The following is a 19216-nucleotide window of genomic DNA, read 5'->3' as shown; positions in this document are numbered from 1 at the left end:
TTTTCAGATCATTCAAACCAAAGCTCAAACAACCCGGAAACCGAAACCACTAAACTCAAAATTTCTTTTGTTTTCAGTGACTTGCTTCGTTGCCCGCCGCCGTCTGGCGCCGCGCTCTGAAGCGATGGCCGGGTTATAGGGCGAGTTTTCCGGGCCGTGAAGCCCTAAAACGACAAAGCTGTCATTTTGTCGTTTTAGCCGTTGACCCAATGTGGAAAACTCGACTGAATCACGAGGGATTACGGGGCTCTGCCAGCGGGACCACTAATCTGGGTTTTTTCGATGCTTTTTCAAGGGCACCGACGCCTGCCCCGCAGCCCTCCCGTTTTGGTACAGATTTGGCCAGAAATGCTGGCTTTTTCATACTTTGTTAAGAGGCTCCGCGCTGCCTCGGCGCACAATGACGCCTCTGCCTTACGCAGTTTCGCCGCATTTTTTGTCGATGAGAGCGGACTGATGATGTAGACTCTGCGCTTACGCATATGCGCCAAGGCGCTCACAGGCTCTTTAATAGACGCCGAAGCACGACCGGGAACGGGGATGGCTACCTTGCTATATATAAGGATGGGGCGTTGAACCCAACGCAACGCAACCGACACGCCGCTCTGCTCAAGTCGACCGGCTATGAAGACAGTCCTGCGCTGACCGTGCAGTCGACCGATGGCGAAATCCCGCATGGGCGCGAGCTGAGTTTTGCCTGGTTGACCGGCACGGTGATGACGGGCCTGACCAGCGTGCTGCTCATGGGCGCCGCTCTTTATGTGTCCTTCCAGGGACAGGACACTTTCTCGACCGCCTATGAAGCGCTGCAACTGGCGCGCCCCAAGGCAGACAATATCACCCCGACTGATATGTCGGCCAAATCGGCCCGCATTCGTCCCGTCGCCGCGACCCGCTCTGATCTGGAGATCATTGAAGCGTCGATCCGCGAAACGGTTGATGGCCGCGACATGATCCGCAACCAGCCGTTCATGCGCATTCGCGCCACGCTGGCCACTGCGGCGACCTCTTTGTCGGAAGGCGTGCCGGACTATGATCCTGTAGCCATCCTCAATGCGACCCAGCCGATCGAGGTCAATGACGCCACGGCGATCAATACCGATGTCTATGGCGCAGAAGTTGAGGGCGAGGTCGCCGTGCGACTGGCCGCCATGCCATCGACCTTCGTGCCGCCCCGTGCCATCTCCGACCAACTCGCTGCCGAATATGTGCGCGGCGTTGTTGAATCCACCTTCTATGATGACGCCGCCTCCCCGACCCTGGCCTATGCGGCGCTGGGTCCGACGGTGCGTGACCTTGGGATTTCAACCGATGGCACCACTCTGGGCGGTATCGCCGAGAACGTGACGGCCGTGCCCAAGACGACGCGCGCCGCCGATGCTGGCCTGGGCCGCTCCGAGCGTATTCTCACCATCAAGGAACAGACCCCGCTCGACGAGATCCTGCGCAAAAACGGTTTTACCGATGCCATGGTATCAGCCATCAGCGGCACGCTGCAGAACGTGTTCCCCTCGACCAATCTGCCAGCCGGAGCGCGCCTGCGCATTCTGTTCGGGCCATCGCGCACTTCCAATACGCTCATTCCCTATCGCATGAGCATCTATCAGCATGATGATGCCACCAAGAGCGATATCCATAAGGCGACCGTGGCACTGACCGACAAGGGTCAATATGTGCTGGGCCTCGCTCCGGCCGAGATCGTCTTCCCAGAGGAAGACACCGAAGAGATCAACGTGGCCAACCTGCCCAGCGTTTATCGCTCGATCTGGGAAACCGGCCGCAAGCACGATCTGGACGACGCCACCATTCAGCGCATCATCGGCATGTTCGCCTATGATGTGGACATGACCAAGAAGATCACCGCCGGTGACGCCATCGAGATCCTCGAGACGGCGCCCGACGCAGATGGCCGGGCCGAACTTCTCTATGTGTCCCTGACACTGGGCAGCACGACGCGGCGGCTTTATCGCTTTGGTACCGATGACGGCGTGGTGGATTTCTTCGATCCCGACGGCGAGACCGGCAAGCGCTTCCTCACCCGTCGTCCGCTGGAAGGCGGCGGCACGCTGCGCTCGCGCTTCGGCTATCGCATCCATCCTATTTTCAAGACGCGCAAGCTCCATACCGGTGTCGACCTGGCCGCGCGCTCGGGCACTCCGATCTATGCCTCGGGCGACGGCGTCATTGAACTGGCCGGCTGGCAGTCGGGCTATGGCAACAAGGTCGAGATCAAGCACGTCAACGGCTATGAGACCGCCTATGGCCACATGTCCCGCTTTGCCGATGGTATGAAGCCGGGTGTGCGTGTCCGTCAGGGGCAGGTGATCGGCTATGTCGGTTCAACCGGTCAATCGACCGGCCCGCACCTGCACTTTGAAATCCTGATCAACGGCAATCTCGTCGATCCACTCAGCGTCAAGCTGCCCAAGGAAAACTCCCTGGCGCAGCGCTATGAGGGCAAGTTCCACGAGACCATTGCCCAGATCAACGACCTGATGACCCGCAAGCCCGCTCCCGTGGCAGTCGCCCAGGCGAACTAAGCAGCTCGCCTGGCGCCGACCTTTTTCTCAAGGGTTAGCCAGGCGATCACCGCCGACACTAGGCTCAGCCCCGCCGTGATGTAAGCAATGCTCGCAAACGCAGCGTCGGTTGCGTGAAGGCGCAATGCGTCTTCGGCTGGCGTCAGGCCCGTGGCCGGCAGGCCGAAGAACACCGCCAATTCGGCCGCCTCGCCGAGGGATTGTTCGAATACTGACGCCACGACAATGCCCAGAAACGCCACTGCGACCAATCCGGCCACGCGGGCCACGGCATTATTGACCCCCGAGGCGACGCCGGTATCGCCATCCTCAACGCTGGTCATGACCGCTGTCGACAGGGGCGAAACCACCAGCCCCATACCCAATCCAAGCAGCACGACCGCCGGCAGCACGCCAAGCCAGGCGTCGTGCAATGGCGTCAGCAATCCCATCAGCACAAACGCTGCCGCGACGATCAACGACCCCAAGGCGATCAACGGGCCGGGGCCGAACTGATCGGACCATTTTCCACTGAACGAGGAGAGGATGGTCATCAATACGCCCATCGGCAGCAACGAGAGCGACACTACGGCGGGCGACAGGCCCCAGCCGCCGATCATCGTCATGGGCAGGAAGAACATGGTGCCGCCCAGCGCAAAATAGAGCGAGAAGGTCAGCCCGTTGGCACCAGAGAAGCCGAGATTGGAAAACAGGCGCAGCGGCAGCATGGGGGAGGCCACCCGGCTTTCCCAGACCACAAACGCCACGCCGACAAGCAGACCCACGCCACTCCACAAAACCGTATGCGACAGTGGTGGCGCACTTTCCCCGCCATTGCCGGTCAGGCCATAGGCAATCAGCATCAGTGCCAGCGTCGCCAAAATCGCGCCACCCAGATCCAGGCGACGATTGGCATCGGGACGATCGGGCGCAACCTTGAGCCAGAGCAGCGCCAGCGCGATGGCGCCGAGTGGTAGATTGATGGCGAACACCAGCCGCCAGCTCCAGTCGCCCAGAGCCGTCAACACGAAGCCGCCGATGATCGGCCCGGCAATCGAGGTCAGCGACGAAGCCGCCGCCCAGATCCCGATGGCCCTGCCCCGCTCTTCGCGCGGATAGGCCTTGGCGATAATGGCAAGACTGCCCGGCACCATGAAGGCCGCACCCGCCCCCTGCACCACGCGAAACACAATCAGGATCAGCGGATTGGGCGCAATGGCACAGACCAGCGAAGCAGCAACGAACACGACAATACCCAGGCCAAACATATTGCGCAGGCCGAACCGATCACCGGCCGCACCACCGAGCAGGATCAGTGAGGACAGCAGCAGCAGATAGCCACTATTGATCCATTGCGCGTCGGCCAGCGTGGCCCCGAGGTTGGCCCGGATGGCGGGAACCGCGATGGACATCACCGAGCCATCGATAAAACCCATGCTCGAAGCCAGAATGGCCGCCACCAGAACGAAGTGGCGGCTTTGCGGCGCTGCAATATCCTGAGTCATGTCTTGATCCGGCTTTGTGGTTTGCCGAGCCTATCTGGCGACCACCTGCGCCGCCATCGCAATCCCCATGCAAAAAGGCCGGTCTTGAGACCGGCCTTTTAAGTGTTTGATCAGGCGACTTCTGTCGCAGCTGCATCGGCAGGATGCAGGACAATCCCTGCATCATTGGCATCGACCACAACGCGGCTGCCATCGCTGACGCGCCCCGCGAGGATCTCCTCGGCCAGACCATCCTGCACCCAGCGCTGGATGACGCGCTTGAGGGGGCGTGCACCATAGGCAGGGTCATAGCCTTCATTGGCCAGCCAATCGCGCGCGCGATCGGTGAGCTCAAGACCGATATCGCGATCCCGCAGCAGCTTCTGCAACCGGGAGAACTGAATATCGACAATCGAGCCCATATGTTCGCGGCCCAGCCGGTGGAACAGCAGGATTTCGTCGATGCGGTTGAGGAATTCGGGGCGGAACGCGGTTTTCACCATGTCCAGCACCCTGCCCCGCACCAGCTCGACCGATTCACCATCCTTGAGGTCGACGAGATATTCGGCGCCCAGATTGGAGGTGAGGATGATCACCGTATTGCGGAAATCGACCGTGCGGCCCTGCCCGTCGGTGAGCCGGCCATCATCGAGCACCTGCAACAGGATGTTGAAGACATCGGGATGCGCCTTCTCGATCTCATCGAACAGCACGACCTGGTAGGGCCGACGCCGCACGGCCTCGGTCAGCACGCCACCTTCGTCATAGCCGACATAGCCGGGAGGCGCCCCGATCAGGCGGGCCACCGAGTGCTTTTCCATGAACTCGCTCATGTCGAGCCGCACCATGGCAGTCTCGTCATCGAACAGGAACTGGGCCAGCGACTTGGTCAGCTCGGTCTTGCCGACGCCGGTTGGTCCGAGGAACATGAACGAGCCAATCGGCCGGTTGGGATCCTGCAGGCCCGCCCGCGACCGACGCACGGCTTTGGCCACCGCCGCCACCGCTTCGGCCTGCCCGATGACGCGCGCACCGATAGTCTCTTCCATCTTGAGCAGCTTGTCGCGCTCGCCTTCGAGCATCCGGTCAACCGGAATACCGGTCCAGCGGCTGACAACCTGGGCGATATCGCTCGGGGTCACGACTTCGGCCGCCATCAGTGGATCAGGCTTGCCGTCGCCATTGGGGTCTTCGGCGGTCTTGATCTTCTTTTCCAGCTCGGGAATGACGCCATAGGCAAGCTCGCCTGCCTTGGCCAGGTCACCCTGGCGCTGCGCGATTTCGAGCTGGCTGCGCGCGGTGTCCAAAGCCTCCTTGAGCTTTTGACTGCCTTGCAGGCGTTCCTTTTCCGACAGCCACTTGGACGACATGACCTGGGCCTGCTCTTCGAGCGTGGCCAGCTCATTCTCCAACCGGTCGAGCCGGGTCTTGGAGCCGTCGTCATCTTCCTTGCGCAGCGCTTCACGCTCGATCTTGAGCTGCATGATACGGCGATCAAGTTCGTCGAGGGCCTCAGGCTTGCTGTCGACGGCCATGCGCAGACGCGCTGCCGCTTCGTCCATCAGATCGATGGCCTTGTCGGGCAGGAAACGATCCGTGATGTAGCGGTTGGACAAGGTTGCCGCGCTCACCAAGGCGGAGTCCGAAATCCGGATACCGTGATGCAGCTCGTATTTTTCCTTGAGCCCGCGCAGGATCGAGATGGTGTCCTCAACCGTCGGCTCGTCCACGAACACCGGCTGGAAGCGACGGGCCAGCGCCGGGTCCTTTTCGACATGCTTGCGATATTCATCAAGCGTGGTCGCGCCAACGCAATGCAGTTCACCCCGCGCCAGAGCAGGCTTGAGCAGATTGGACGCATCCATCGCGCCATCGGCCTTGCCGGCCCCGACCAGGGTATGCATTTCGTCGATGAACAAAATGATCTGCCCATCCGACGACGTCACTTCGCTCAAAACGGATTTGAGGCGTTCCTCAAACTCGCCGCGATATTTCGCGCCAGCAATCAGTGCACCCATGTCGAGCGACAGCAGTGACTTGTTTTTCAGCGACTCCGGCACGTCGCCATTGACGATGCGGATGGCGAGGCCCTCGGCGATGGCGGTCTTGCCCACACCGGGTTCGCCGATCAGCACGGGATTGTTCTTGGTGCGCCGGCTCAGCACCTGGATGGTGCGGCGAATTTCCTCGTCACGGCCAATCACCGGATCAAGCTTGCCCTCGCGCACGTCGGCGGTCAGGTCGCGCGCATATTTCTTGAGCGCGTCATAGGCGTTCTCGGCCGTGGCGGAGTCGGCATTGCGCCCCTTGCGGATGGCTTCGATAGCCGCATTCAGACCCTGCGGCGTCACGCCTGCAGAGCTCAAAATCTTGCCCGCGTCAGTGTCCTTTTCGACAACCAGCGCCAGCAGCAGCCGCTCAACGGTGACATAGCTGTCGCCAGCCTTTTGCGCAGCGCTTTCGGCAGTGTCGAAGACACGCGCCAATTCGCGGCTCAGATAAAGCTGGCCGGCGTCGCCCGATACCGATGGGAGTTTGGCCAACGCGGCTTCAACGCCCGCCCGCGCAGCCTTGGGATCGCCCCCGGCGCGCTCGATCAGCCCATTGGCCATGCCCTGATCGTCATCCAGCAACACCTTGAGCAGGTGCAGTGGGGCAAACTGCTGATGCCCCTTACCCAGCGCGGCCGTCTGCGCGCTCTGGATAAACCCACGGGCCCGCTCGGTGTATTTTTCAATATTCATTCAACTCTCCTGATCTCGCCCGTCGCCCGGCCCAAAAGGCACCAGACACACGGCGGAAGCGTCGCCTGACGAAACGCCTGCTCAGCAGCGCTGCTCCATCACAAGGAGGTATATGGGAAGTCTTTCGCGCACGAAAAGAGGTGCGCTGCGCATCGCTATCGTTTTGCCGGGCAAGCAAAAGCGCAGCCTGCGATGCGGTTTGGGGGACGAGAGAACGCGCACCGGCAAAATACCGGCAAACGAAAAGGCCGGGCATTGTGGCCCGGCCTTTTGAATTGTGTCGCCCAGATTATTCTGCGGCGGTTGCGGCCTTGCCGCCAGTCAGGAAGGCAGGCAGTTCGCCGACATCGGGCTGCTCGGCAGTTGCCGGATCAGCGCCTTCACCAGCGACGGGACGACGACGGCGCGGACGGCGCTCGCGTGGCTTGCGGGCTTCACCATCAGCATCCACGGCGGCTGGCTCGGCGGTAGCAGTTTCTGCGACGGCCTCGACAACGTCAGGCTGGGCCTGGGGCTGTGGGTTTGGCTCGATCGGCGTGGACTGCTGCACTTCGCCTTCCGGACGGAAGCGGCTGCGCTGCTGGCGCTCACGGCGTTCACCACGATCAGGACGCTGTGCGCGGTCCTGCTGGGGCTGTTCGCCATCCTGCTGCTGACCATTCTGCTGGGGCTGACCGCCCTGCTGGTCTTCGCCCTCGCCCTGCACAAACTGCTGCTGCGCCTGAGGCTGCGGCGATGCAAAGCGCGAATTCATATCGGGCATATCGTCATCATAGTCATCGTCCGAACCTTCGGGACGCTGACCGCTCTGCGCCTGCTGGGCGCTGGAGACGATGCGGAAATAATGCTCGGCATGCTGCAGATAGTTCTCTGCCATCACGGAGTCGCCGGACGACTGGGCATCGCGCGCGAGCTGCATGTACTTTTCCGCGATATGGGCCGCGTTGCCGCGCACCTTCACATCGGGACCATTGCTCTCGAAGTTACGCGACAATGGATTGACGTGCTTGCGGCCGCCGTTCCGACTGCGCTGCCGGTTTTTGTTATTCTGATTATTGGGTCTCATCTGGTCGCTTTATCTAACTCTAGAAAAATAAGCGTCACACTTGCTGGCGGACCGGCATCACGCCTGGTCGGGCCATCCCCCGCGAAGACCACGTCTTCCTGCTCGGGGCACTAACTGGCTTCATGAAGACCTAAAACTGTCGAGCGGCCGCACCACTGAAGTCCGATCCATCTGCGTCGCTCCAGCTCTTGCTGGAACCGCACTGCAACTTGCAGCTGAGAGGATGATCGGGTGGTTGTCGCCGTGGCACTCATGATGCGCCTGTTGACAGCACGGTCAAACTAGCTGGTTTGGGGCTGCTTTGCCAGCATTAATTGCGCAAAGCCCCAATCCACGTGTGTTTGCTCACAGTATTTGGTGCGCGGATACCACACGATCAAGACCATTGAGGTCCTGCCGCACAGTGACGTCACCAAATCCGGCCGCGGCGAACAGCGCGCGCACCACCTCGCCCTGATCGTAGCCGATCTCGACCATCACCCTGCCGCCCGGCTTGAGCCAATGCGCAGCCTCCGCCGCAATGATGCGGTAGGGCGCCAAGCCATCAGGCCCACCATCGAGCGCCAGCCGCGGATCGAAATCCTTGACCTCAGGCTCCAGCGTCTCAACCACGGCCGAGGTAATATAGGGCGGGTTGGAGACGATGAGATCGAAGCCATTTGCAACGCCCCACCTCTCCCCTGAGGGGAGAGGTCGCCCCGAAGGGGCGGGTGAGGGGTTCAGACCCTCAGCATGAACACCGGCGCTGAACCCCTCACCCCAACCCTCTCCCCTCAGGGGAGAGGGAGCCAGAGCATCGAACCATGAGCCTGCAAGGAACGACAGACGATCCAGAACCCCATGCCGCCGCGCATTTTCCCGTGCCGCCGCCAGCGCCTCAACGCTCAGATCAACGGCCACGCCATGCGCATCCGCCCGGTTGGCCAATATCGAAATCGGAATGCACCCCGTCCCGGTGCCGAGATCGAGCAGGCGACCACCTTGCGGCAGACGCTCAATCGCCAGATCCACCAGCATTTCGGTTTCCGGACGCGGCTCGAGCGTGGCTGCATTGAGGCCAAAGGCCAGCCCGTAAAACTCGCGTTCGCCGATAATGCGGGCGACGGATTCCCCGCTCATGCGGCGCTGCAGCACAGCAGCGACGGCAGTGACCTGGACATCCGTCACCGGGTCGGTTTCGCGCAGCGCCATGTCGAGCGTGGATAGTCCCAGCGCGTGGCCGGTCAGCAGCTTGGCATCGCGGGCAGCGCTGTCAAAGCCGAGACGGGCCAGCACATCGCGCCAGCCGCGCCACAAGCCACCCAGATTTGGGGCGTCGCTCAGTTGCCGTTTTCCATCGCCGATAGCTGCTCGGCCTGGCTCTCGGTGATCAGCGCCTCGATCAGCTCATCCAGCGCTTCGCCGGTGATAACCTTGTCGAGCTTATAGAGCGTCAGATTGATGCGGTGATCGGTGACGCGGCCCTGCGGGAAGTTATAGGTGCGGATGCGCTCGGAGCGATCGCCCGACCCCACCTGCCCCTTGCGCTCGGCCGAGCGGGCGCTGTCGCGCTCTTCACGCTGCATTTCATAAAGCCGCGAGCGCAGCACCAGCATGGCCTGGGCCCGGTTCTGGTGCTGGCTCTTCATCGCCGACGTCACCACCAGACCCGATGGGATATGGGTGATGCGCACCGCCGAGTCCGTCGTGTTGACGTGCTGACCACCGGCGCCCGAGGCGCGCATGGTGTCGATGCGGATATCTTCGTTGCGGATTTCAATGTCGATGTCTTCGACTTCGGGCAGCACCGCCACGGTCGCCGCCGACGTATGAATGCGGCCTGAGCCTTCAGTGGCCGGCACGCGCTGCACACGATGCACGCCGCTCTCGAACTTCATGCGCGCATAAACGCCCTTGCCCGAAACGTTGGCGATGATTTCCTTGAAACCACCCATTTCGCCGGGGCTTTCTTCCATCACAGTGACTTTCCAGCCGTGATTGGCGGCATAGCGCTCATACATGCGGAACAGATCGCCCGCGAACAAAGCCGCTTCATCGCCGCCGGTGCCGCCACGGATTTCCAGAATGATCGACTTTTCGTCGGCCTCATCCTTGGGCAGCAGCAGAATGCGGATGGCCTGGAACAGGCTTTCGAGCTTTTCGTCGAGCTCCTCGATTTCCGCCTGGGCCATTTCGGCCAGGTCCTTGTCGCCGCTTTTCAGCAGCGCCTCGGCGTCCACCCGGTCGCGCTGGGCTTTGCTGTAGGCGCGAATTTCGCCAACGATCGGCGCCAGCTCGGCATGTTCCTTGGAAAACTTGACGAACTCATCCGGCCCGGCGCCCCCCGAAAGGGCCGCCTCGACATACTGAAACCGCGTCTCGAGCGCGTCGAGTTTGTCCTGGGGAAGAGTTGCCATGGGTCGGGTCTTTCAAGTCTGGAAGAGGCACGCTTTAGGGGCAACGCGGGCAGACCGCAAGGGTTTGGCCCCTCTTCGCCTCTCCCTTCGGGGGAGAGGTCGGCGGCGTAGCCGACGGGTGAGGGGGCCTTTTCTTGGCCCAGCGCCCTTGGAAGGCCCCCTCACCCGCCTGAAGGGGCGACCTCTCCCCCAAGGGAGAGGTGAAGGCAGAGATCAAACCGGCAAGTTCTGCTTCTTGATCCATTCCTCAAGCAGATGGCGCACCGTGGTGCCGCTGGCGCCGTCGCTCAGCGCCGCGCCGACGGCGTCCTTGATGGGCTGGAGATCGACATTGAGCACCAGTTCCTTGATCGGGCCAATCGAGGCCGGGCCCATCGACAGCCGGGTCATGCCTACGGCCATCAGCGCCAAAGCTTCGAGCGGCTTTCCGGCCAGCTCGCCACACATGGTGATCGGCACATTGTAGCGGCGCGCCGCATCGACAACCATGCGAATGGCGCGAAGGCGCGGCATGCCGATGGGATCATAATTTTTAGCGACGCGCGGATTGGCGCGATCGGACGCCGTCAAAAACTGCACCAGATCGTTCGAGCCGATGGAGACAAAATCGGCCTCGGGCATCAACTGGTCGAGCTCGAACAGCAGCGATGGCACTTCCACCATCACGCCCAGCTCCAGCCGGCTCGGCACAGGCTTGCCGGCACGCCGCAGCCGCTCGACTTCCTTGTGGACCACCATGCGGGTCTGGATGAACTCGAACGTCTCGGTGACCATGGGCACCAAAATCTTGAGCGGGCGCCCATTGGCCGCCATCAGCAGCGCGCGGATCTGCGTGCGCAACAGGCCGGGCCGTTCCAGCCCCAGCCGGATCGAACGAAAGCCCATGGCCGGGTTTTCCTCGGCCGTCGCGCGCAGATAGGGCAGCACTTTGTCGCCACCAATGTCGAGCAGGCGGAACACCACCGGGCGCTCCCCGGCAATCGCCATGGCTTCGGCATAGAGCTCCATCTGCTCGCGCAGGCGCGGCAGCTTGCTGGCGATCATGAACTGCAATTCGGTGCGGAACAGTCCGACCCCGCTGGCCCCCGTGTCGTCGAGCATGGGCAAGTCAGCCACCAGCCCCGAATTGTGCAGCAGCGTGATGGCCACGCCATCCTTGGTGACGCTCGGCTTGTCCTTGAGCGCCGCATAATGGGCGCGGCGCTTGGCCGTGACGCGCACCTTGTCGACATAGGTCTGCTCGATATCGGGCGTTGGCCGCAGGTGCACCAGCCCGGCCGAGCCATCGATGATGATGTTATCGCCGGTTTCGCACATCGACACGATCGACTGCGCCTGCCCCACGGCCACCATGCCGAGCGAGCGCGCCACGATGGCGACGTGCGCCGTGGCCCCGCCCTCTTCGAGCACGATGCCGCGCAGCTTGGTGCGGTCATATTCGAGTAGTTCGGCCGGGCCCATATTGCGCGCCACCAGAATGGCGTTATCGGGCAATTCCTTGCGGCCCAGCCCCTGACCGTCCCCGGTCAACACCCGCAGCAGCCGGTTAGCCAGATCGTCCAGATCATGCAGGCGGTCGCGAATATAGGGATCGGTCTGGCGCATCATGCGCGCCCGGGTATCGTTCTGCACTCGCTCGACGGCCGCTTCGGCGCTGAGGCCATTGTCGATGGCCTCGGTCAGCCGATGCACCCAGCCGCGATCATTGGCGAACATACGATAGGTTTCGAGAATTTCGCGGTGATCCGAGCTCGACTGCATGTCGCCATGGTCGAGCATGGCGTCGATCGAGACGCGCATTTTCTCCAGCCCCGATTCGAGCCGCAGCTTTTCGGCGTCGGTATCCTCGGCGATGAAATTGGTCACCACGACGCGCGGGTCGTGCAGAACCACGGTGCCCAGCGCAATGCCATCGGTAAAACTGACGCCGGTGTACATGCGAGGCCGCCTAAGATCGATATCAGACCCCGGCTTGATCAGATTGTCGAAGTCGGAGGTGGCGATCATCTCGGCCAGGATTGTGGCCGTAGTCAGCATCGCCTCGGTTTCATCCTCGCCATAATGGCGGCGTTCGGCATTCTGCACGACCAGTACGCCGAGCGTCTGCCCGGCCCGCAACACCGGCACGCCGAGGAAGGCATTATAGCGCTCTTCGCCAGTTTCCGGGCGATAGGCAAAGCTGGGATGGCTGGGGGCGTCGTCCAGCGACAGCGGCTCGGCTTCGGCCGCGATCAACCCGACCAGGCCTTCGCCCAGCCGCAGGGTGGTCATGTGAACCGATTCGGCGGCAAGGCCCTTGGTCGCAAACAGCTCCAGGGCGCCGTCGTCGCGCAGAACGTAGAACGAGCAGACGTCAGCCCGCATATTGTCGGCGATCAAGCCAACAATCTTGTCGAGCCGTGCTTGCGAAGCCAGCGGCTCCGCCATTGTCTCGCGCAACTGCCGCAGCAGGACACGTGGGCCGCCTATGGTCGTGACCATTACCCCATCAGGCGGCCAGAAAGCCGCCCCCTCTATTCGGACGCGGCTTCCTCCCCCCTAAGGCGAAGCTTATGCGTCCTTCTTATCCAACCCGTAATAAGTATGCAGCGCGCGAACCGCAAGCTCAGCATACTGCTCATCAATCAGCACCGAGGTCTTGATTTCCGAGGTAGTGATCAGCTGGATATTGATGCCCTTGTCTGCAAGGGCCTTGAACATGGAAGATGCAACGCCCGCGTGGCTACGCATGCCTACCCCCACGACCGAGACCTTTGCGCCACCCTTGGAGCCGGAAATGCGCGCATATTCGATGCGATCGCCAGCGTCCTTGAGCGTCTTGATGGCCTTGTCATACTCGCTGTCGGGCACGGTGAAGGTGATGTCGGTGGTCGCGCCATCATCGGCAATGTTCTGCACGATCATGTCGACGATAATGCCCTGATCGGCCAGCGTGCCGAAAATATTGGCCGCAACGCCCGGATTGTCCTTCACGTCGCGCAGGGTGATCTTGGCTTCCGCCTTGGCGAGCGTCACGCCCGAAACGATCTGCTTTTCCACGATCTCTTCCTCATCGCAAACCAGTGTACCCGGCACGCCGGGGGTCCCGTCAGGCGCCACCTGTGGCGCATCGGGGTCAGCAAAACTTGACCGCACGGTCAGGCGCACCTTGTGGGCCATCGCCATTTCGACCGAACGGATCATCAGCACCTTGGCGCCGAGCGAAGCCATTTCCAGCATTTCCTCAAAGGAAATCTTGGTCAGCCGCTGCGCCTTGGGCACGATGCGCGGGTCGGTCGTGTAAACGCCGTCCACATCTGTATAGATATCGCAACGGTCGGCCTTCACCGCCGCCGCCACCGCCACTGCCGACGTGTCCGAGCCACCGCGACCAAGCGTCGTGATCCGACCATTGGGCGAGATACCTTGGAAGCCGGTGATGACCGGAACCCAGCCATCTTTCATCCGCTTGTCGAGTTCGGTCGGGTCGATATCGACAATGCGCGCCGCGCCATGGGAATCGTCGGTATGGATCGGCACCTGCCAGCCCGCGAACGAGCGCGACTGGATGCCCATTTCCGACAGAACGATGGCCATCAGGCCGGCAGTCACCTGCTCGCCCGACGCAACGACGGCGTCATATTCGCGCGCGTCATGCAGCGCGCTGGCCTCATTGACCCAGCCGACCAGCTCATTGGTTTTGCCCGACATGGCCGAAACCACGACGGCAACCTCATTGCCAGCCTCGACCTCGCGCTTCACATGCCGCGCGGCCTGGCGAATACGTTCGACAGTAGCAACCGAAGTGCCACCGAATTTGACGACTATACGGGCCAATTCTTTCCCCGAAACTCCACCGAACCCGGCGGTACGCTTTTTCAGGCGACGACATACGACAGATGTCGGGCACAATCAACGGAGTTGGTGGGAGGGGGAGCGTGCGCCTATCAGGCGCCTAAACTGCCAAGGCCGCCCTCTGAATCAAAGCATGAAGACAGAGTCCTAGTAGAAACCAGATTAAACCCGGCAAGCCCCCAAAAGCACCTCCAACCCGATTGAGTTTTTGTAAGCTTCGTGATGTAAAGGCTTTGCGCAGGTTAGGAGTAGCTTCTGCAGCATGCAATTCTTACGCGAACAGCAGATCTTCTGCTTGGTCGGGCGCTTCGCCGGACCTCAACTCACTGTTAGCTCTTTTGTTGCGCGGAAGGTTTCGACGCCTTGTCGTCTTACGACCGCTTCCGCTCGACAAGACGTCGAAACCTTCCACGTCTCCAGAGGTAAGTGCTAAAGAACAGCTCCATACCTGAGCTTGTTGAGCGAGTGGACATGTCAACGGTACGTGTCCACTCGCCAACACCGCTTTTGTTTCTGTGCGGCGGTCCAATAGATGCCGCGGCGGTCAAGCCGCCGTCTTTGCGTGAAGCTTTTACTCGAGTCCTTCATGAGAAGCCGTACAAGCGTTATACGATGATGCTCGCGGAGCAGTTGAACGCGTTTTTCCCAAAAGGGAATTATAAGGACATTCTGACATTCGAAGCGCATATCGCGCAGATATCGGAGCTTATTGTCCTCTTTTCGGAGAGCTTTGGCAGCGCCGCAGAATTAGGTGCTTTTGCAATGGTTCCGGACATCGCACATCGCTTATTGGTCGTCATCGACGATGAGCATTTTAATGCGAATTCGTTTATATCATTGGGACCAATCAGAGCACTCGAAAACGAGTTTGGACCCACGTCCATCTGCGTTCTAAATCGCAATGAAATAGGCATCCCGAATATCCGCAATGTCGGCGACGTAAAGGGAAATATCTTATCCGAAAACCTAACAATTGCCTTCGCTGCGCGGGAGAAGACATCGAGGGAACATACAACGTTTGACCCTAATCGACCAGGACACGTTATTAAGTTTGTGGTCGGGCTAATTCAGTATTACGGCGCACTGACAATTGAAGAAATCAATTTCTATCTAGAACTTATTGGACTTAACACCTCGACGGAAATTCTGACGAACTATCTTCTTTGCGCGGAATTCGCGGAGTGGATTGCGAAGGATAGGCGAGGTATTGAAACATACTATGCAGCTCTAGATCGAAATAAGGCTCTTCAATTTGAGTCCAATAAGGATGACGAAAAGCTAGACAAAATTCGGTGGCAGGCTGCCGTCATGGAGCACTGGAAGACAACGGATAGCGCCCGCTTCATGAGCATCCAATCCGCAATGGCAAGGGGATGATATGGTTACTTTGCTAAGGGCAATGGCAATTGAAACGGGTCTCTCGGAAGTCATTGTCCATCGGATAATGCAGACCGCTCCTCATCGCTATAAGCAGTACACGATTAGCAAGCGCAGCGGCGGAAAGCGCCTAATCTCGCAGCCTGCGACTGAGGTCAAGCTTTTGCAGCGGGCGTTTGTTGACCTGTATCTGAGCAAGCTTCCTGTCCATCCAGCGGCGATGGCCTATAGGACAAGCTTGTCAATTTCTGACAATGCAAAAGCTCACGCGGGTTCCGGCTCCATCTTGAAGATGGATTTTCGAGATTTCTTTCCATCGATCCGCAAGGCGAGTTGGATGACTTATTGCGCAGAGTTCTCCATCTTGGACAACTCCTTCGAGCGCGAGCTTTCGGCATCTCTTTTGTTTCAACGCCCCACCGGCTCCCACGGCATGCAGCTGGCAATCGGCGCACCGTCCTCACCGGCGCTTTCCAACCTACTATTGTTCCAATTCGATGAGATCATAAGCGCTGAGGCGGCAAAGGATAAGGTCAAATACACCAGATACGCTGATGACCTCACCTTTTCCGCAGATAGGTCTTGGAACCTAGTGGACATTGAGAGGACAGTGAAGCGAGTTTTGCGGGAGATCGCTTATCCAAGGCTTAGGCTTAACCCCGACAAGACCATCCATGTTACCAAGAAGTTTTGTCGAAACGTCACAGGCCTGATCCTTGCGAACGACGGAAGGGTAACCATCGGGAAAAAGCGAAAACGTACAATTCACGCAGCAACCCACGCGGCATCGCAGGGGCGTCTCGACGATCGGCAACTTCAAAAGCTGGGCGGTATGCTTGCATTTGTGAAGTCGGTCGAGCCCGCTTTTCTAGATGTGCTTAGACGCAGATACGGGTTCGAAACAATCATGAAGCTGCAGACTATTGGCGCAAAAGACCGAAGAAACTTGCGCCCCCAGATTGATGCTGTTGAAATTAGTGGCGGGTGATATGTTTTCCACTGGCCGAGAGACCTAACAAAACCCGACAAGAGATGATTTAATTCTAAGAGTATTGCTGTGCTAATTATGTCGTTCTTTCGATAGTATGCCCCGGCATCGGTGATGCCGAGATGCCAGGCGATTTCGGCAGTCGACCCGCACGCCGCACATGGGTTCGTAAGTTCCCAATACCTGTCGCAACGGCGCAAATTCTTGCTAGAATAACCGCATATTGCTGGACGACCCTTTTGACGTTCGCCAAGGGTACGTCAAAAGGCTTGATTAGGCCCGAAAGCGCCCATCGCAAAAAGCTTATCCCCGCCCCCAACCTCCCATTATCCTCGTCCCATTCCCGCTATTCACGCGGTGCCGACGAAGCATCGGGCGGGAGGCTGGCTGCATGGAGTCGCCAGGCCGATGCGTGTCATTCCAACTTGGTGCGCAGTCCGAGTTGCTCTCTCAATGCCACCATTTCCTCGTGATGGTCATTGAGGCTATAGGTGTCGAACCAAAAGCCAACATTCAACGCGCTCGCGAGCTGCTGGTGGTCCAAGCACAACTCCCAACTAAAATTCTGAAAATAGTATCCCACACAAACAATCTGCAGCTTCGCAATTGACGATGCCTTTAAGAGCCCATCACGGCGCGGACGGAGCTGTCGCAGCAGGCTGCCGACATGCGTATCAAGCGCCTCAGTATCGTCTAGGCCGCTGCTAAGCTTCCAACTCGACGAACGACGCTTCAAGGCGTGTCCGTTCGGAGTGGCAAAATCCTCTCCAACTGACCAAGATTCACTAGGGTCGAGGCCAAGTAATCTGGTTACGTCATCGGGAGAGAACGCGCCTGTCGCTCTAAAATAGGCGTACTCTCGATCCGTTACTGGCGGAGACGTCATGCGCCCTCCCGTAATGTGCATTTTCTCGCAAGATCATCACATTATGTTGCGTCCAATTCTGTGTAACAACGGCTCTTGCGGAAGTCTTCGTCGATTGTCTATTCCGGATTTCGCCCCTGCTGCCCCAATGACCTCAACGGGCTCGAAAGCGTCCTTGGCAAAAAACTTATTCCCGGCCCTCTGGCGCCCATTATCCTTGGCCCATTCCCGCCGTTCACGCGGTGCCGACGAAGCATCGGGCGGGGAGGCTGGCTGCATGGGGTCGCCCAGGCCGATGCGTGGATGCTGACCACCGGCCGGACGCGGGCCAAGGGGAGAGAGGGGCAGGGCGCCCCGCCCCAAGCCTGCAGGTCCAGCCCGAAAGGGCGGCCGCTCGATGCGTGCGCAGGAATACCAGCGCGTGTGAAGCGGCTTTCGCCTCTTCAACACTTAGACAGGCGGCGCAAGCCGTCGGGGCGAAAGCCGCTTCACGCCGTGAAACCGCGACGCCGCAAGGCCGGGCGGCGCATTCCGCTGTCCGGCGTCCCGCGCAATGGCCTTGGCACCGCTCCCCTCACCAACCATTGGCTTGCAAGCACCCCCTCCCCCGGCTCATATGCGGCAAACGGAGCTTGCTATGACCGCCACCACCATCAACGACGCTGAAATCGCCAAATTCACCGCGATGGCCGAGGAGTGGTGGGACCCCAAGGGCAAGTTCAAGCCGCTGCACAAGTTCAATCCGGTGCGCCTCGGCTATATCCGCGAGCATCTGCTGAGCCATTTTGGCCGCGACGGCAGCGATATGCGCCCGCTCGAGGGGCTGGAAATCCTCGACGTCGGCTGCGGCGGGGGCCTGCTCTGTGAGCCACTGGCGCGCCTTGGCGCCACCGTGACCGGCATCGACGCCGCCGAGCGCAATATCGCCATTGCGCGCCTGCACGCCGAAAAGACCGGGCTGGACATCGCCTATTCCGCCACCACCAGCGAGGCCCTCGCCGCCACCGGCAAACAGTTCGACATGGTGCTCAATATGGAAGTGGTGGAACACGTCGATAACGTGCCGCTCTATATGAAAAGCTGCGCGGACCTCGTCAAACCCGGCGGGCTGACGCTCACCGCCACGCTCAACCGGACCCTGCGCGCCAAGATGTTCGCCGTTATGGCCGCCGAACACGTCCTGCGCTGGCTGCCCGTGGGCACCCATGACTGGAACAAGTTCCTCACCCCCGACGAGATCAAGACCCTCCTCACCCGCAATGGCCTTGTGGTCACCGGGGAGACCGGCGTCGTCTTCCACCCCCTGGCCGACGAATGGCGTCCCTCGCGCGACATGGGCATCAATTACATGATCATGGCCAAGCGCCCCGGGGCCTGAGCTCTGGCGCTTTCACCCTGCGCGCGATAGCGTCGCGCTGATCCTGAGCCCCGGAGCCGCCATGCGTCGCGCCATTCCCGCCGCCATCCTCACCTGCCTTCTCGGCCTAGCCCTACCCGCCCTGGCGCAGGAAGAGGCCATCATGAACCAGATCGAACAGGTGCAGGGCGATGCCGAGGGGTTCGGCGAGGCCTTTGCCAAACTGCAGGACGGCTTTCTGTTCGACACCGCCCCCGAGGCCGTGGCCGAACTGACCGCCTACCCGCTCGACGTCATGGTCGATGGCAACGTGATCACGGTCAGCGACGCGGACGCGCTGATCGACAATTTCGACAAGCTGCTCACCCCCGACACCCAGGCCGCCATCGCGGGCCAGGATTTCGCCGACCTCATCATCACCAGCGAAGGCGTCGGCTTCGGCAATGGCGTGCTCTGGATGGCCAATCTCTGCACCGACGACGCCTGCGACGAAACCTACTGGGCCATCACCCGCATCAACAATTAGGGGCACCCCCCCCCCCACCACGGCCATCACGCGCGTCATACGCGATGGTGTACCGTACGG

Annotated in this window: 13 protein-coding genes; 5 read left to right on the top strand and 8 right to left on the bottom strand. The window is 60.4% G+C overall.

What is annotated here, in order from left to right; genetic code table 11:
* The first annotated feature begins 572 nt into the window (after positions 1-572).
* On the top strand, positions 573-2540 hold the full coding sequence (locus tag WH87_RS14265; protein WP_046137656.1) for a M23 family metallopeptidase: 1968 nt from the start codon (positions 573-575) through the stop codon (positions 2538-2540).
* On the opposite strand, the gene WH87_RS14260 is transcribed toward WH87_RS14265, so the two are convergent.
* From WH87_RS14260 to WH87_RS14230, 7 genes are all read right to left on the bottom strand, one after another.
* Positions 2537-4024 carry an MFS transporter gene (locus tag WH87_RS14260; RefSeq protein WP_046137655.1) on the bottom strand — a complete coding sequence of 496 codons (1488 nt, stop codon included), beginning with the start codon at positions 4022-4024 and terminating at the stop codon, positions 2537-2539. The genes WH87_RS14265 and WH87_RS14260 overlap by 4 nt on opposite strands.
* 110 nt (positions 4025-4134) lie before the next feature.
* A complete protein-coding gene (gene clpB / locus WH87_RS14255; RefSeq protein WP_046137654.1) occupies positions 4135-6747 on the bottom strand; it encodes an ATP-dependent chaperone ClpB in 2613 nt (870 codons plus the stop codon).
* 289 nt (positions 6748-7036) lie between these two features.
* Positions 7037-7813, bottom strand: coding sequence for a DUF4167 domain-containing protein (locus tag WH87_RS14250; RefSeq protein WP_052726201.1), 777 nt, complete (start codon positions 7811-7813; stop codon positions 7037-7039).
* 345 nt (positions 7814-8158) lie between these two features.
* A complete protein-coding gene (locus WH87_RS14245; RefSeq protein ID WP_046137653.1) occupies positions 8159-9109 on the bottom strand; it encodes a N5-glutamine methyltransferase family protein in 951 nt (316 codons plus the stop codon).
* Positions 9110-9132: 23 nt separating this feature from the next.
* Positions 9133-10209: a peptide chain release factor 1 gene (prfA, locus tag WH87_RS14240; RefSeq protein WP_046137652.1), complete on the bottom strand. Its 1077-nt coding sequence runs from the start codon at positions 10207-10209 to the stop codon at positions 9133-9135.
* Positions 10210-10422: 213 nt separating this feature from the next.
* On the bottom strand, positions 10423-12690 hold the full coding sequence (gene ptsP / locus WH87_RS14235) for a phosphoenolpyruvate--protein phosphotransferase (RefSeq protein WP_046137651.1): 2268 nt from the start codon (positions 12688-12690) through the stop codon (positions 10423-10425).
* A 69-nt stretch (positions 12691-12759) separates the two neighbouring features.
* Complete coding sequence (locus WH87_RS14230; RefSeq protein WP_046137650.1) at positions 12760-14025, bottom strand: aspartate kinase; 1266 nt, start codon at positions 14023-14025, stop codon at positions 12760-12762.
* A gap of 489 nt (positions 14026-14514) precedes the next feature.
* Between WH87_RS14230 and WH87_RS14225 the strand changes: the two genes are divergently transcribed.
* Together WH87_RS14225 and WH87_RS14220 are read left to right on the top strand one after the other, a co-directional pair.
* A complete protein-coding gene (locus WH87_RS14225) occupies positions 14515-15420 on the top strand; it encodes a retron St85 family effector protein (protein ID WP_156458239.1) in 906 nt (301 codons plus the stop codon).
* 1 nt (position 15421) lies between these two features.
* Positions 15422-16408: a retron St85 family RNA-directed DNA polymerase gene (locus WH87_RS14220; RefSeq protein WP_052726200.1), complete on the top strand. Its 987-nt coding sequence runs from the start codon at positions 15422-15424 to the stop codon at positions 16406-16408.
* 415 nt (positions 16409-16823) lie between these two features.
* On the opposite strand, the gene WH87_RS14215 is transcribed toward WH87_RS14220, so the two are convergent.
* Complete coding sequence (locus WH87_RS14215; protein ID WP_197410815.1) at positions 16824-17294, bottom strand: DUF4279 domain-containing protein; 471 nt, start codon at positions 17292-17294, stop codon at positions 16824-16826.
* Between the two features lie 616 nt (positions 17295-17910).
* On the opposite strand from WH87_RS14215, the gene ubiG reads away from it, so the two are divergent.
* A complete protein-coding gene (gene ubiG, locus WH87_RS14210) occupies positions 17911-18651 on the top strand; it encodes a bifunctional 2-polyprenyl-6-hydroxyphenol methylase/3-demethylubiquinol 3-O-methyltransferase UbiG (protein ID WP_245622429.1) in 741 nt (246 codons plus the stop codon).
* Between the two features lie 61 nt (positions 18652-18712).
* On the top strand, positions 18713-19156 hold the full coding sequence (locus WH87_RS14205) for a hypothetical protein (RefSeq protein WP_046137646.1): 444 nt from the start codon (positions 18713-18715) through the stop codon (positions 19154-19156).
* Positions 19157-19216 lie beyond the last annotated feature (60 nt).

It is taken from the genome of Devosia epidermidihirudinis, from assembly GCF_000971295.1.
Lineage (GTDB): Bacteria > Pseudomonadota > Alphaproteobacteria > Rhizobiales > Devosiaceae > Devosia > Devosia epidermidihirudinis.
Note: the sequence above shows the minus strand (reverse complement) of the source record. Positions and strands in the feature narration are given on the sequence as shown.